Origin of the sequence: Mycoplana azooxidifex (assembly GCF_014196765.1) — a bacterium.
Taxonomy (GTDB): domain Bacteria; phylum Pseudomonadota; class Alphaproteobacteria; order Rhizobiales; family Rhizobiaceae; genus Mycoplana; species Mycoplana azooxidifex.
In genome coordinates this window covers 46,832-61,802 of sequence record NZ_JACIEE010000016.1, presented here as the reverse complement: position 1 = coordinate 61,802, position 14,971 = coordinate 46,832, and the positions used below count along the sequence as shown (strand labels likewise).

The window sequence follows — 14,971 nt, the reverse complement described above, 5'->3', positions numbered from 1 at the left end:
CCGACGTCGGTGGCCACCACCGTGACGGAATGGCTCTTCGCCTTCTCGTAGTCGACGCCCTTGGCAAGCTGCAGCGTGTTGCCGGAAAGCTTGAAGAGGCCGCCGGGGTTGGACGACAGGCTGTAGGTGACAGCACCACCTTCCGGATCCTTGGCCGACAGCTTGCCGATCGTCGTGCCGGCCTTGGCGGTCTCAGCGACCGTCGTCTTCGACAGCGACAGCGCGGTCGGCGCCTCGTCGACGTTGGTCACCTTGATCGACAGCGCCTTGCTCGTGGCGTTGCCGGACGCATCCTTGGCGACGACGGTGACCGCATGGCTCTTGGCCGTCTCGTAGTCCACGGCCTTGGCGAGCTGCAGCTTGTTGTCGACGATCTTGAAGATGCCGCCAGGGTTGGACGACAGGCTGTAGGAGACCGCGCCACCTTCCGGGTCCTTGGCCGACAGGGTGCCGACCACGGTGCCGACCTTGGCGTTCTCGGTCACCGACGACTTGCTGATCGCAACGCCCGCCGGGGCCTCGTTGACGTTCTGCACGCCGATGGTGAAGTTCTTCGCCACGGTGTTGACACCATCCGAGACCTCGACCGTCACCACGCCAGACTTCACCTTTTCATAGTCGATGGCCTTTGCCGTGACCAGCTTGGCGCCGTCGAGTTTGAACAGGCCACCTGCATTGTCGGTCAGGGTGTAGGTCAGCACGCCGCCTTCCGGATCGGTCGCCGAGAAGGTCCCGACGACAGTGCCGATGGCCGCATTCTCGGAAACCTTGCTGGACGACAGCGCAGGTGCCGTCGGCGCCAGGTTCGGATCAAGCGACACCACCGTGATGTCGTCGTAGGAAACACCGTTGTCTGCGCTCCAGTTATAGAGCCCGAACGTTCCACCGTCGTGATTGCGGTCCTCGATGCGATCCTCGAAGAGGCGCTCGCCGTCGAGATAGATGTCGATCACATGGTCCTTGATGTCGACGCGCAGCTTTTGGTCGGTATCCAGCGTGTAGCGGCCCGCCGTGCGGGCGACGATGGTTTCGACGCCATCGACCAGGCGCGTCAGCTGATAGAGGCCGAAGGTGTTGTCGAGCTCAAGCTTGTAGTAGTTGTTGGCGTCCTGGTAGTAGAACATCAGGCCAACAGCGTCATTGCCACCGGCATTGACGGTCATCTCGACGGAATAGTCCTTCCAGTCACGTGCGCCTTCGCCTTCGTAGAGCATGTAGGTGCCCTTGCGCAGGATGTAGTCGCCGTCTCCCAGCGGGCTCCAGCCGCGATCCCAGATGTCTGTGCTGTTGGAATCCTTGCCATTGGTGAGCTGACGGGAATAGACGTCGGCATCCTGCACCAGGCGACCGTCTTCGACGCGCCAGTTAGGATCGGCCCCGAGTTCGCCTTCATCGACCATCGTCCAGTCGGAGAGGCCGCCGCCGAAGCCCTCCTTCAGCATAACCGCTTCCTTGTGAACGGCCTCGACCTTGACGAAGTCGGTCGAGACCTTGCCGGTCGCGTCCGTCACCTCGAGCGTCACGCCCTTGGTGCCACTCGGTAGGTCGAGAATGACGGACTTGCCGGCCCCGATCTCTTCACCGTTCAGGAGCCAACGATAGGCGGTGATCGCATTCGGCCCGAACGAGCCGGCGGCGGTGAGCGAAACACCGGCCGAGCCATCTCCGTCGGCATCGACGCCGCGGCCTCCGCTTTCGCCATGCGCGGTGAGTACGGCCTTGTTGACCATGACGTTGTCGAAGGTCGCGGTATCCTGCGCCGTCGAGATGACACCAACCGTTCCGCTGCCGAGCGGCGCGCTATCGACGACAGGGCCATCGAAGACGTCCCTCCCGCCAAGGAAGACACGAATCTCGCCGTTGACCGATACGACCTTCAGGTCGTGCTCGAGCCCCATTGCCAGACCCTGGCTCGCCGTCGCCAGAACGCTTTCGACCCCGCCCTGCATCTTGACCAGCTTGCGGGCATTGCCGCTGACGTCGAAGGTCAGGCGATAAAAGTTCTGCGTATCCTGATAGTTGAAAACCACGCCGATCTGCCCGGTCCGGTCCGTCGTCGACAGCGAGACGTCGAACGCGTAGTTGCTCCAGTTCGCAGCGTCCGGCTCGTTCCAGACCAGCAGGTTGGTGCCGGAGTTTCTGAAATCCTTCAGCGAGCCCTCGCCTTCACCGGAGTTGACGCTGCCGACGATCTTGAAGTTCGTGGTGGCGCCGTTCGGATTGACCCAGGCGGTGTCCAGCGTGGCATTGTTGAAGTCGTCCGACAGCAACGTGCTGTCGCCGGTGACGGTGACGCGGACGTCGTCCCGGCTCACCCTGCCGTTTCCGTCGGTGACCTCGAGCGTCAACACGCGCGTGCCGGTACCGAATTCGACCGAGGGCTTGGCCCCCGTGGCAACGATCTGGCCCTCGGCGTCCTTCCACACGAAGGTTGCGTTCGTGCCCGACGCGACAATGCTCTTGGAGGCATCGAGAACGACATTGGCCTTGTCGCCGCTGGAGGCTGCGACGGACAAGTCGCCGCCGGCCTTGGCAATGCCCCAGGCCGCAGGGGTCGACAGGTCGACGTCGTCGAATTCCTCCTGGTGGCCGCGATAGGGGCCCGTCAGTCCGTCACGGTCGAGTTCTTCCTTGTCGCGATGGCCGTCGAGATAGTCGTCGAGACTGGTGAAATAGGTCTCGGTGTAGACCTTGTCGTTGTCCGGATCGATGGTGATCAGGCGGATGGCGCCGTTGCCGCCATTGTTGCCGGCTGCCTCATCGCCATTGCCGGTGATTTCGCGCGCCACGCCGTTCTGGTAGTTGACGAACATCTGCATGACCGGCTGGCCGCCGGCGCCGTAGTTGATCTGCGTCTCGGCACCGTCGATGAAGTTGTGGCCCGAGAAGGTGAAAGCGATGTTCGGATATTTGGAAACAAGCTGGTCCCAGATGGCGTCGCCGTCGGCCGCACCCTGGGAATCGGTGCCCAGGCCATAGGCCGAGGCTCCGCCATCCCATGTCAGTTCTTCGCTGGTAGGGTTCACGCGGCCGTCGCCCGCCATGTAGCTGTGGGTCGTGATCATGACACGGTAGTCGGCGTGATCTTCGATAACGTCGCCGGCCCAGCGAAGCACGTCATCGCGCGGGCCGAATTCGAGCGACAGGGAAAGCCACTTGGTGCCGTCGGGCGCTGTGAAGGTGGAATAGTTGTTCTGGTAGTTGTCCGGTTCCTTGTCGTAGACGCCGCCGAAGCCGGGCAGTTGCGACTGCTCCTCGACGGTGAAATACTCGCTGAGATAGTCCTGGGCGCGCGTGGAGGCGTTGCCGTTGGGGCCAATGTCGTGATTGCCCGACGTGAGCGAATAGGGGATCTTGCCATCGAGAAGGCGCATGGCCGCTTCGGCCCGCTCCCATTCGACAGTCGTGTTGTTATAGGTGACGTCGCCGACATGCGTCGCGAACTGGATGTTGAGGGTATCCTTGTTGTCGACCAGCCACTGGGTCATCTGGTTGAAGATGTCCGGCGAGGCATAGCCCTTGGAATAGTCCTGAGTGTCCGGGATGACCGCGATCGTATAGGCATTCTCGCCGGCGACGCGCACGCGGAAGCTGTCCGTGATCTCGTTTCCGGACGCGTCCGTCGCAATGACCTTGATGTCGGAATGACCGAGTTCTCCGTAGGAGAGGGTCATGATGCCGTTGCCGTCGATCGCTGCCTCGACGGCGTCCCCGTTCGAACTGACGACTGAATAAGTGTAGCCGTCGCCGAATTTTTCCGAAAGATCTATGGATTGGGCGGCGGAATTTTGCTTCACCAACATGGCGTTAAGAGACGTCGACATTTCGAGAGACCCCCACATGTGGACCGAGCGGCCCTGGCGCTTAAAGAACTTGTTAAGGTCTGGACTAGACCAGTCATGCCTGTGTAGGAGCAGTTGATAACAGCGAAATGACAGGGATAACCAATGATTGAATCTGGCAATGCCGAGAGCATCAGGCGTGGCGGAGGTACGGGCCGGCTCAAGGCCATAAAGTCGGTGCTGCGCGGCAGGATCGATGACGGCGAATACACCGCCGGCAAGCGCTTGCCGTCAGAACGGCAGTTGTGCGACGAGTTTGAAACATCGCGCGTGACGCTCCACGAAATCCTGATCCAGCTCGAAACGGACGGCCTGATCTATCGCGAGGACCGTCGGGGCTGGTTCGTGTCGCCGACCCGGTTCGTCTACAATCCGCAATCGCGCGGGCATTTCCAGATGTCGGCAAGCGAGCAGGGACGAAAGCCGGGAACGGTCGTCATCGACAAGGCCATCGTGGTCCCGCCGCCGATCGTGCGGGAACTGCTTGATCTGGGGCCGGATCAGGAACTGGCCCGTATCCGGCGTGTCAGGTCGATCAACGAACGGTCGATCCTCTACGTCGAGCACTATTGCATTCCGGAGGTGTTCCCTGGCCTTTTCGACCACGACCTGTCCGTCTCGATGACCGAGCTCTACCGCGAGGTCTATGGCTTCCACTACGGCAGGATGAAATACCGCATCATGCCGACGGCAGTCACAGGCGAGGCAGCCGGTTTCCTTCGCGTCTCCAACGGAAGCCCGGCCTTGCTGGTGGCACGGGTCAATCACTCGATCGATGAAAGGGTGCGCGACTGCGACCTGGAATACTGGCGACACGACGCTGTCTTGATCGAGGTCGATGTCGAGGCCGGTTAGGCTCTCTCTCCATCACACCGGTGTTTCGGCTCAGGTTTGAGGCCGAGCGACGGCGCTGGAGTGATCCGGCCCCTATGCGTCCGGCGGCAGAACGGAGAGAACCCGGGCGACGAAGGTGTGGAACTCGGCCATGTAGTTGCGCAGGAAGGCCTCGGTTTCCTCATTGGTCACTTCGCCATCATCGGTGATCAGGCCCGGCGTGAACCGGATATAGGCTTCGGGTGCGTTCTCCCTTGGCGAGGCTGCCGATAAGGTAGCCGACTTTGTGCACGGTCATCGAAACCTCCCTCCATATCGGGCGGATTGAGGCCGTCTCAACCGCTATTGAGTATCGTCAATTTCATTGCGGTTGTCATGGGACGTTTGCGAGGTGGTGTGGCCGTGCCGAACTAGCGCTGCTTACATATGTCAACGCAATATCGTCTTTTGTCACGTCTACGCATTGACATATGTCGTTGCATTGGTGCATTTTGTAATGCGCGATGGAGAGAGCATCGCTCCTGAAATGCCGGGAGGACGACATGCAGCCACTTCTCAAGGTGGAGGGACTGAAAAAGTCCTTCGGCGGCGTCGCTGCACTCCGCGACGGGCGTTTCGAGCTTGCAGGTGGCTCCGTGCATGCGCTCTGCGGCGGCAACGGCGCCGGCAAGTCGACCTTCCTCTCCATCCTCATGGGCATCCACAAGCGCGACGGCGGCACGATCCTGCATCGCGGCAAGCCGGTCGAATTCAGCAGCCCGGCGGAAGCACTCCACTCCGGCATCGCTATCATCGAGCAGGAACTGAGCCCGGTTCCGCACATGACGGTGGCGGAAAACATCTATCTCGGTCGCGAGCCCTCGGCTCGCTTCGGCGGCATCGATTTCAAGACGATGAACCGCAATGCCCAGGCGCTGCTGGACCGTCTCGAATTCAGCATCTCCGCACGTGAGTACATGATGAACCTCTCGGTCGCGCAGATGCAGCTGGTCGAGATCGCCAAGGCACTGAGCCACGAGGCCGATGTCATCTTCATGGACGAGCCGACCTCGGCGATCGGCGAGAAGGAAGCCCAGCACCTCTTTTCGGCGATCGAGCGCCTGAAGGCCGAGGGCAAGGGCATCGTCTACGTCTCGCACCGGCTATCGGAAATCTTCCAGATCGCCGACAGCTACACCGTCTTCCGCGACGGCGGTTTCGTCGGTGCGGGCAAGCTCGCCGGTATCGACCGGCCGGGCCTCATCCGCATGATCGTCGGGCGCGAGCTTGGCGAGGAATATATCAAGACCAACACGCCGACCGAGATCGCCGGCCTCGAGGTCTCCGGCCTTTCCGCGCCGGGCAAGATCGAGGACATCTCGTTTACCGCGCGCAAGGGGGAAATCTTCGGCATCTACGGCCTGATGGGCTCGGGCCGCACGGAGATCTTCAATTGCCTGTTCGGCATGGACCGCCCGTCGTCAGGTGAGATCCGGCTGGATGGCCAGGCCGTTAGCATCCGCCAGCCGTCTGACGCCATGGCCGAGGGCATCGCCTTCGTTACCGAGGACCGCAAGGTGACGGGCCTCAACCTGACGGACAGCGTGCGCAACAACATCTGCCTCGCCAGCCTGCCGGAAATGAGTCCCGCCTTCGTCATGCAGAAGAGCCAGGAGCAGGCCGCGAGCGCCGACATGATCGCCCGCTTTTCCATCAAGGCGGCGCGCGACACGATGCCGGTCTCCGGCCTTTCGGGCGGCAACCAGCAGAAGGTGGTGCTCGGCAAATGGTTCCTGCGCCAGCCGCGCCTGCTGCTGCTCGACGAGCCGACCCGCGGCGTCGACGTCGGCGCCAAGCGCGAGATCTACAGGATCATCTGCGACTTCGCCGCGAGTGGCGGCACGGTCGTGATGATCTCCTCCGAAATCGACGAAATCCTGGGAATGTCCGACCGCATCCTCGTCATGCGGCAGGGGCGGTCCGCCGGCATCCACGACCGGCAGGAAACGGATGCCCAGTCCCTCGTGCACCTGTCGACCTGACGGCAAACGAGAACCGACCGACGCATCCAATCCCGCATGGCAAGAGGTGACACCGTGTCCAGTATCGAGAACAAGACCACCAGCAACTGGCTGAATTCCGATCGCCGCCGGCTGATCATGCAGGAATACGGCATCTTCCTCGCCTTCCTGTTGCTCGTCGCCATCCTCTCGGTTTCCAACGAGTTCTTCCTGACGCCCGGCAACATCTCCAACGTGCTGCTGCAGACGTCGATCAACGGCGTGCTCGCCATCGGCATGACCTTCGTCATCCTGACGCGCGGCATCGATCTTTCGGTCGGCTCTGTCGTGGCGCTCGCCGGCATGGTGAGCGCGAGCTTCGTCACGAGTTCGGCGACGGCAGGCATTGCCGGCGCGCCCTACCCGATGGTCGTGGCGCTCGCCGCCGGCATTCTCGTCGGCGTCGGCTGCGGCGCGCTGGTCGGCTTCATCGTCTCACGCTTTTCGGTGCCTGCCTTCGTCGCGACACTCGGCATGCTCTCGGCCGCCCGCGGCGCCACGCTGATCTATGGCGGCGGCAAGCCTGTGCCCGGCCTCAGCCCGGAGTTCCGCTGGATCGGCACGGGCAACATCCTCGGCATTCCGATGCCGGTCATCCTGCTCGCCGTCGTCTTCGCCGTCTCCTGGTGGGTGCTGACCCGCACGCGCTTCGGCCGCTACATCTACGCCGTCGGCGGCAACCCGCATGCCGCCAAGACCTCCGGCATCAACGTCACCCGCATCCGCTTCATGGTCTATGTGATCTCGGGCGCGCTGTCGGGCCTCGCCGGCATGATCCTGTCTGCTCGCACCGGCTCCGCCCTGCCCCAAGCCGGCATCGCCTATGAACTCGACGCCATTGCGGCGGTCGTCATCGGCGGCACCAGCCTTTCGGGCGGCGTCGGCCGGGTGACGGGAACGCTGATCGGCGCCCTCATCATCGGCGTGATGAACAACGGCCTCGATCTGATGGGCATCCAGTCCTACTACCAGCAGGTCCTCAAGGGCGCCCTCATCGTCGGCGCCGTCATGCTCGACCAGAAGCGAAATCAGGGCGTCTAGCCCAACGAGACCGGGCGCCCGCGCCCGTGGACGAACGGCACGCCGGAGAGCGGCCGAAATTCTCAAAGGAGGAGAATGACATGAAGAAACTGATGATTGCGCTTGCCTCGGCAACAGCCCTGCTGGCCTCTTCCGCCATGGCCCAAGAGAAGCTGAAGATCGGCGCGGCGCCCTACGGCCTGAACGCGGAATTCATGCAGATCTGGTCGGCAGCACTGGAGGAGCATCCGGCCGTCAAGAGCGGCGAAGTCGAGCTCACCGTCTTCGACGGCCGCTACGACGCGCTGGTCCAGCAGGAACAGTTCAACACGATGATCACGCAGAAGTTCAATGCGATCGTCTTCGTGCCGATCGACATCGAAGCGGGTGCGACCGCCGTGCAGGCCGCAAGCGACGCTGGCATCCCGGTCGTCGGCTCCAACACCCGCGTGAACTCCGACCTGCTCGCCGCCTATGTCGGCTCCGACGACGCGGTTTCCGGCTACATGGAAGCCAAGACCGTTCTCGACAAGATCGGCTGCAAGGGCAATGTCGTGATCATCGAGGGCCCGATCGGCCAGTCCGCGCAGATCTCGCGCCTCGAAGGCAACCAGAAGGCGCTCGCCGAGTGCCCGGACGTCAAGGTCCTGGAACAGCAGACCGCCAACTGGTCGCGCGCTGAAGCCCAGACGCTGATGGAGAACTGGCTGACCTCCCATTCGGGCCAGATCAACGGCGTCATCGGCCAGAACGACGAGATGGCGCTCGGCGCGATCGAGGCGATCAAGGCCGCAGGCCTGAAGACCGAAGACTTCGCGATCGCCGGCATCGACGGCGTCACCGACGCACTGACGGCCGTCAAGGAAGGCACGATGACCTCGATCCTCCAGGACGCCCGCGCACAGGCGCAAGGCGCGCTGGATCTCGCGATCTTCCACGCCAGGAAGGGCGACTACAAGCCGCAGTCCGACATCTGGGCGCAATATCCGGACATGCCGTTCAACGACGGCAAGGACAAGGAATACAATGTTCCGTGGACGCCGGTCACGACCGAGAACGTCGATAAGCTGCTGGAAATGCGCAAGTAACAAGCGAAACCGTGGGGCGGCCCCCGCCGCCCCACTCTCTTCAAGATACGAAGGCTGAGCCGATGACCGACACACCTCCCAAGATCGACCTCAACTTCCCGCTCGACGGCAAGGTCGCGCTCGTCACCGGCGGCGCATCCGGCATCGGCGCGGCCGTCGCCAGTGCTTTTGCATCAAAGGGTGCGAAGGTTGCTGTGCTCGATATCAACGCCGACATCGCCAAGGCGAAGGCGGAAGAGCTTGGCGGTCCGGCAAAGCCCTTCGTCTGTGATGTCGCCAACCCGGCCTCGGTGGAGAAGGCCGTAGCTGACGTGGTTGCCGCCTTCGGTGGCATCGATATCGCGGTCAACAGCGCCGGTATCGTGGCACTTGCGCCCGCCGAAGACCTGACGCTTTCTCAATGGGACAAGACGATCGATATCAACCTCAAGGGCAGCTTCCTCGTCACGCAGGCGGTCGGTCGCCGCATGATCACTGCCGGCAAGGGCGGCAGGATCGTCAACCTCGCCTCACAGGCAGGCACGGTCGCCATCGAGGAGCATGTCGCCTATTGCGCCTCCAAGTTCGGCGTCATCGGCATGTCCAAGACCTTCGCCGCCGAATGGGGCAAGCACGGCATCACCGTCAACACGATCTCGCCCACCATCGTTCTGACCGAGCTCGGCAAGAAGGCCTGGGCCGGCGAAAAGGGTGAAGCCGCCAAGAAGCGCATCCCGACCGGCCGTTTCGCCTTCCCGGAAGAGATCGCCGCAGCCGCCGTGTTCCTGGCATCGCCGGGTGCGGACATGATCAACGGCGCGGACCTGCTGATCGACGGCGGCTACACCATTCTTTGAGCCCGGACCGGCTCTCGCAATTCTCAAGGAGTTACCATGCAGCGTTTCATCAATAACCCGGACCTGGTGGTCGAGGATACCGTGAAGGGCTTCGTGAAGGCGCATTCGGACATCGTGCGCCTGGCTGAAAACCCGCGCGTCATCGTCGCCAAGGACGCCCCGTTTGCCGGCAAGGTCGGCGTGGTGACGGGCGGCGGCTCCGGCCATGAACCGGCCTTCATCGGCTATACCGGAAAGAACATGCTCGACGCCGTCGCCGTCGGCGAACTCTTCTCTTCGCCTACCGCCAAGAGCTTTCACGACGCCATCCGTGAGGCCAATGGCGGCAAGGGCGTCGTCGTGCTCTACGGCAACTATGCCGGCGACAACATGAACGTGAAGATGGCGACGAAGCTCGCCGCCAAGGACGGGATCGAAATTGCAACGGTCGTCGCCAATGACGACGTCTGCTCCGCCCCGCCCGAAGAGCGCGAAAAGCGCCGCGGCGTCGCCGGTGAGATCTTCATGTGGAAGATGGGCGGCGCCAAGGCCGCGACGGGCGCAAGCCTCGAAGAGGTCCGCGCCACCGCGCAGAAGGCGATCGACAATTGCCGCTCGATCGGCGTCGGCCTCGGCCCCTGCACGTTGCCGGCCGTCGGCCATCCGAACTTCCAGATCGAGCCGGGCACGATGGAGGTCGGCATCGGCCATCACGGCGAGCCGGGCGTGCGCGTCGAAAAGCTGAAGACCGCCGAAGAGGTCGCCAAGGACATGGTGAAGATCGTGCTCGACGATCACAATCTTCCCGCCGGCACCGAAGTCGCCGTTCTGGTTTCCGGCCTGGGTGCCACGCCGCTCAACGAACTCTACATCCTCAACGACACGATCGAGAGCGAGATTTCGGCCCGCGGCCTGAAGATCCGGAAGACCTGGATCGGCAACTACTTCACCTCGCTGGAGATGGTCGGCGCGACCCTGACCGTCATGGCGCTCGACGACGAATTGAAGACGCTGCTCGACGTCGAGACGCGTTGCACGATCATCCTGTAGGAGGAAACCATGCAGACCTTCAACAATGCGTCCTCCGGCGCGATCGTACTTTCCATGTCCGAGCGGATCGTCGAGAACCGCGCCTATCTCAGCGAGATCGACGGCAAGATCGGCGATGGTGACCACGGCGTGAACATGGCCAAGGGTTTCGGCATGGCCGCCGAACGCCTGAAGGGCAAGGACGTTGCGCTCGCCGAATCGCTCGACACGCTCGGCACCGTGCTGATGACGGAAATCGGCGGCTCGATGGGCCCGCTCTACGGCGTGATGTTCACGGAATTCGCCGAGACCATCCAGGGCGTCGACAAGATCGATGCGGCGGCATACAGCAAGATGCTGCATGCCGGTCTCGCCGGCATCCAGTCGATCGGCTCTGCCAAGGTCGGCGACAAGACGTTGCTCGACACCCTCGTGCCGGCGGTCGAGGTCTTCGACAAGGCAACGGCGGACGGAAAATCCTTCGGCGAAGCACTGGAAGCGCTCGTCGTTGCCGCTGAGGCCGGCCGGGACTCGACGATCGACCTCGTCGCCAAGATCGGCCGTGCCAGCCGTCTCGGCGAACGCTCGCTCGGCGTGCTGGATGCCGGTGCTACCTCCTGCGCCATCATCCTCAAGGAATTGTCCGACGGCGCCCGCGCCCGGCTCGCCTGAGACAGGCCAAAAGTTCCTCCCAGGATGCGCGGCCTGTCCATCGCGACGGGTCGCGCACCGCTTTTTTGCCGAGGCATGTTGCAAACCGGCGGCGTTGCTTTCATCTTCGCCGCCTGAAGGGGACCGGCGAAACCGATGGCATTGAAGACTTCCTCGCCGCGCAAGGGCGGCACCAACCGGGGGAACGGGCCGGAAGGCATCGATTCGATCCCGCTGCGCTACGGCGACGATCCCTATGTCTGGGCCTGCTGGCTCTACTACGAAGACGGCATGACGCAGGGCGAGATCGCCGAGGCGATGGGCGTGTCGCGCGCCACCGTCAACAGCTACCTCGCCGACGCCCGGGAAAAGGGCATCGTCAACATCTCGATCGAGCCCGCCCGCCTCGCCTCGCTCACCATTGCGCAGGAGTTGAAGCGCCATTTCGGCCTTGCCGATTGCCTTGTCGTGCCTAACGACGACGATACGCGCCCGCTGATCGGCCGGCTGGGTGCTGCCGGCGCGCAGGCACTCACCAAGATGATCAAGTCCGGCGACACGCTCGCCGTTGCCTGGGGCCGCACCATTCTCTCGGTCGGCGAGCATCTGGAAATGGGTCCGTTGCAGGACGTCACCGTCGTCCAGGCGACCGGTGGAACCACCGCCAGCTTCGCCTATACGCCGGAACTGACGACGGCCGCCGTCGCCCGCGCGATCTCCGCCCGTTGCGTCAACATCACCGCTCCCGCCATCGTGGCGTCGGCACAGATGCACGACATGCTGCTCGACGAACCGCTGATCCGCGAACAGTTCGATACGCTCGCCCGCGCCAACCGCATCGTCTTCGGCATCTCCTCGCTCCGCCCCAATTCGACGATCCACACCAGCGGCTTCTTCGAATCCGTGCCCTTGCAGCACTATCTCGCCAAGGGCGCTGCCGGCGTACTCGCCGGGCGCTTCATCGACGAGCGCGGCCGCCCGGTCGCCGGCCCCCTCGACGACCGCACGATCGGCATTTCGCTCGAGATGCTGCGCGGCATCGGCACGCGCGTCGCCGTCGCCGGCGGTTTCGACAAGGTCCCCGCCCTGCTCGCGGCGCTGCGCGGCGGCTATGCCAATGTGCTGGTGACGGACGCAGCGACTGGAGCCGGTATCCTGCGCGCCGATGGGGTCACGAGCCTCGACGGCAAGCTTTCGCAGCGCCAGAAGAGCACGCCGGTCGCCAACGCCTACCGCACCCACGTCAAGAAATTCCTTAACAACCCCAATGACGTGGTCGACGAGATGCTGGACGGCCTGATTGCCGCACACAGGCCCTATCTCCTGCCGGTCGTCGGTTCGCGCCGCGCCCTCGTCGCCCGCAACGGCCCGCGCCCCGGCAAGGTCGGCCTCGTCATCGGCGGCGGCACGGGGCACGAGCCTTGCTTCGTCGGCTATGTCGGCAAGGGGCTCGCCGATGCGGTGGCGCTCGGCAACATCTTCTCCTCGCCACCGCCGGACCCGATCGCCAAATGTGCAGTCGCAGCCTCCGGCGGCGTGGGCGTGCTCTTCGTCTATGGCAACTATGCCGGCGACGTGATGAATTTCGAAATGGCGGCCGAACTTGTCGAGGAACAGGGCATTGCGATCCGCACCGTGCTGACCACCGACGACATCGTCTCCTCCCCCGTCGAGGACAAGGAGGGACGGCGCGGCGTTGCCGGTAATTTCTTCGTCTTCAAGGTGGCGGGCGCGGCCTGCGACCGCGGCATGACGCTCGACGAGTGCGAGGCTGTGACGCGCAAGGCGAACGACCGTACCTACACGGTCGGCGTCGCGCTCGAATCCTGCTCGATGCCGCAGACGCGGCGGCACAATTTCGAGATCGGCCCCGACGACATGGAACTCGGCATGGGTATCCATGGCGAGCCCGGCGTCTCGCGTGAGCGCATCCGCACCGCCGACGAGATCGTCGATACGATCATGGACAACATTTTCAAGGAGATGAAGGCCGGGGCCGGCGACAAGGTGGCGGTTCTCGTCAACTCCTTCGGCGGGACGCCGCTGATGGAACTCTACATCCTGTTTCGCCGGGTGGAGCAGCGGCTTGCGGCCAAGAACATCGTGATCGAAGCGAACTGGGTCGGGCACTATTGCACCTCGCTCGACATGGTGGGGGCCTCCATCTCGATCCTGCATCTCGACCGCCAACTGGCCGATCTGCTCCACCATCCGTGCCAGACGGCGATCCTGACCATCAATGCGCCTGAAACGGACGGAGCGGCACGGGGCTGAGGCCGCTTGCGCCCAAGGGGAGGAAGACATGTCGGAAACTGCGGCGCGGGCGCTGGCCCGGATGTTCGAACGGATGTCCGAGGCAATCGAAACGGAAAAGGACCATCTTTCCGAACTCGATGGCGCCATCGGCGACGGCGACCACGGCATCACCATGTCGATCGGCTTCAAGGCGGTGAATGCTGCGCTGGCTGCCCTCGATCTCGATGCGGCCAGCCCGTCCGAGGTGATGTCTACCGCCGCGAGCGGCTTCCTCGACGCCGTCGGCGCCTCCACCGGCCCGCTCTATGCGACCGGCTTCCGGCGGGCCGCACAGGCACTCGCCGGCCGCGACCGGCTCGACCTTGCCGCCTGCCGCGACATGATCACCGCGATATCCGAGGGCATCCGCGACCGCGGCAAGGCGCAGCGCGGCGACAAGACCATGTTCGACGTCTGGCTTCCTGCCGCAGAAGCCGCCACCACCGCACTTGCCGATGGCAAATCGGAACGCGATTTCTGGACCGCCGTCACCACCGCCGCCAGCAATGGCGCCGCCGCGACCGCCACGATGGTCGCCACCAAGGGTCGCGCTGCCCGGCTGAGGGAACGCTCGCTCGGGCAACTTGACCCTGGCGCCGTCTCTGCAAATGCACTCATTCGGGCAATTTCGAACACGCTCTGAGAGGCAAGGACGACCGTGCCTGGTCTGCCCCCTGTCCGCATGCTCACCAGACGTCTTGCTCGAGCCCGACTCGGAGACATCTCAGCCCAAGGTTTGGGGGAAGTGCTGCCACCAATTGGCCACACTTCATATCAGCGTCATGGGAATGGTGAATAGATCCTTAGTGTTGTCAGCCAAGGAAGATTTCGATGTCCGTCACATTGCCTGCAGGCGTAACGCCCCCTTCCCAGTCCACATATTCGTCGTTCGAGCAAAAACTCGACGCTGCAAAGTCAAGCCAGGTTCTGGTCGAATATCTCAAGGAAAACGGCAAGTCCGCCATCAACGAGCGCGAACTTTCCGAACTTGCCAACAACCAGAAGGGCGACGTGCCCTCCGAAGTCTCGGCCGCGGCCTCCTATATGGTTCGCCATGAAGACGTCTTCACCGCCATCGAGACCCATGACGTTGCCGGCGAAGACGGTCTTTCCGGCGTCTGGAACCTCGAATGGGCAGCCGCCGGCGGCCTCGAAGGCACATCCGTCGAAGCCATTGCTGCCATGACAGAAGCCTTCGACCGCGCCATCGGCGCCTCGGCCAAGATCACCGAGATCACCACCGAGAGCAAGACCGAGCTCGACGCCACCAAGCAGCGCGCTCAAAACTGATTGCTTACAACGAACGCCGGCGGGAAAAGCGAACGCCGGCGTTCCATTTTCACAGCCCAGGCTTCGCC

The 14,971-nt window shown here is 63.3% G+C and carries 11 protein-coding genes and 1 pseudogene; 10 read left to right on the top strand and 2 right to left on the bottom strand.

What is annotated here, in order from left to right:
* Window positions 1-3,824, bottom strand: a 3,824-nt coding sequence (locus tag GGQ64_RS26660) for a cadherin domain-containing protein (protein WP_183808341.1), incomplete at its 3' end; no start/stop codon positions are given.
* A 123-nt stretch (window positions 3,825-3,947) separates the two neighbouring features.
* Between GGQ64_RS26660 and GGQ64_RS26655 the strand changes: the two genes are divergently transcribed.
* A complete protein-coding gene (locus GGQ64_RS26655; protein WP_183808340.1) occupies window positions 3,948-4,697 on the top strand; it encodes a UTRA domain-containing protein in 750 nt (249 codons plus the stop codon).
* A 72-nt stretch (window positions 4,698-4,769) separates the two neighbouring features.
* Here GGQ64_RS26655 and GGQ64_RS26650 read toward each other — a convergent pair.
* A pseudogene (locus GGQ64_RS26650) lies at window positions 4,770-4,937 on the bottom strand (ACP phosphodiesterase); the annotation flags it as partial.
* Window positions 4,938-5,218: 281 nt separating this feature from the next.
* Between GGQ64_RS26650 and GGQ64_RS26645 the strand changes: the two are divergent.
* From GGQ64_RS26645 to GGQ64_RS26605, 9 genes are all read left to right on the top strand, one after another.
* Window positions 5,219-6,697 (top strand): sugar ABC transporter ATP-binding protein, encoded by a 1,479-nt coding sequence (locus GGQ64_RS26645; RefSeq protein WP_183808339.1) that lies wholly within the window; start codon window positions 5,219-5,221, stop codon window positions 6,695-6,697.
* Between the two features lie 54 nt (window positions 6,698-6,751).
* Window positions 6,752-7,756 (top strand): ABC transporter permease subunit, encoded by a 1,005-nt coding sequence (locus GGQ64_RS26640; RefSeq protein ID WP_183808338.1) that lies wholly within the window; start codon window positions 6,752-6,754, stop codon window positions 7,754-7,756.
* Window positions 7,757-7,836: 80 nt separating this feature from the next.
* Window positions 7,837-8,823 (top strand): substrate-binding domain-containing protein, encoded by a 987-nt coding sequence (locus GGQ64_RS26635; RefSeq protein ID WP_183808337.1) that lies wholly within the window; start codon window positions 7,837-7,839, stop codon window positions 8,821-8,823.
* A gap of 62 nt (window positions 8,824-8,885) precedes the next feature.
* Window positions 8,886-9,659 (top strand): SDR family oxidoreductase, encoded by a 774-nt coding sequence (locus tag GGQ64_RS26630; protein ID WP_183808336.1) that lies wholly within the window; start codon window positions 8,886-8,888, stop codon window positions 9,657-9,659.
* A 36-nt stretch (window positions 9,660-9,695) separates the two neighbouring features.
* Window positions 9,696-10,688, top strand: coding sequence for a dihydroxyacetone kinase subunit DhaK (locus tag GGQ64_RS26625; protein WP_183808335.1), 993 nt, complete (start codon window positions 9,696-9,698; stop codon window positions 10,686-10,688).
* A 9-nt stretch (window positions 10,689-10,697) separates the two neighbouring features.
* Window positions 10,698-11,339, top strand: a complete 642-nt coding sequence (gene dhaL, locus GGQ64_RS26620; RefSeq protein WP_183808334.1) for a dihydroxyacetone kinase subunit DhaL — start codon at window positions 10,698-10,700, stop codon at window positions 11,337-11,339.
* A 135-nt stretch (window positions 11,340-11,474) separates the two neighbouring features.
* Window positions 11,475-13,592: a bifunctional sugar-binding transcriptional regulator/dihydroxyacetone kinase subunit DhaK gene (locus GGQ64_RS26615; RefSeq protein ID WP_183808333.1), complete on the top strand. Its 2,118-nt coding sequence runs from the start codon at window positions 11,475-11,477 to the stop codon at window positions 13,590-13,592.
* A gap of 28 nt (window positions 13,593-13,620) precedes the next feature.
* The gene (gene dhaL / locus GGQ64_RS26610; RefSeq protein WP_183808332.1) at window positions 13,621-14,256 is read left to right on the top strand and encodes a dihydroxyacetone kinase subunit DhaL; all 636 of its coding nucleotides are present in this window, start codon (window positions 13,621-13,623) and stop codon (window positions 14,254-14,256) included.
* 188 nt (window positions 14,257-14,444) lie between these two features.
* Entirely contained in the window at window positions 14,445-14,903 is a 459-nt protein-coding gene (locus tag GGQ64_RS26605; RefSeq protein ID WP_183808331.1) for a hypothetical protein, read from the top strand.
* The last annotated feature ends 68 nt before the right edge of the window (window positions 14,904-14,971 follow it).

What these genes read in the sequence shown, in the direction of transcription:
- GGQ64_RS26655 (WP_183808340.1), top strand. Translation starts at nt 3,948, where the DNA reads ATGATTGAATCTGGCAATGCCGAGAGCATCAGGCGTGGCGGAGGTACG.
- GGQ64_RS26645 (WP_183808339.1), top strand. Translation starts at nt 5,219, where the DNA reads ATGCAGCCACTTCTCAAGGTGGAGGGACTGAAAAAGTCCTTCGGCGGC.
- GGQ64_RS26635 (WP_183808337.1), top strand. Translation starts at nt 7,837, where the DNA reads ATGAAGAAACTGATGATTGCGCTTGCCTCGGCAACAGCCCTGCTGGCC.
- GGQ64_RS26630 (WP_183808336.1), top strand. Translation starts at nt 8,886, where the DNA reads ATGACCGACACACCTCCCAAGATCGACCTCAACTTCCCGCTCGACGGC.
- GGQ64_RS26625 (WP_183808335.1), top strand. Translation starts at nt 9,696, where the DNA reads ATGCAGCGTTTCATCAATAACCCGGACCTGGTGGTCGAGGATACCGTG.
- dhaL (WP_183808334.1), top strand. Translation starts at nt 10,698, where the DNA reads ATGCAGACCTTCAACAATGCGTCCTCCGGCGCGATCGTACTTTCCATG.
- GGQ64_RS26615 (WP_183808333.1), top strand. Translation starts at nt 11,475, where the DNA reads ATGGCATTGAAGACTTCCTCGCCGCGCAAGGGCGGCACCAACCGGGGG.
- dhaL (WP_183808332.1), top strand. Translation starts at nt 13,621, where the DNA reads ATGTCGGAAACTGCGGCGCGGGCGCTGGCCCGGATGTTCGAACGGATG.
- GGQ64_RS26605 (WP_183808331.1), top strand. Translation starts at nt 14,445, where the DNA reads ATGTCCGTCACATTGCCTGCAGGCGTAACGCCCCCTTCCCAGTCCACA.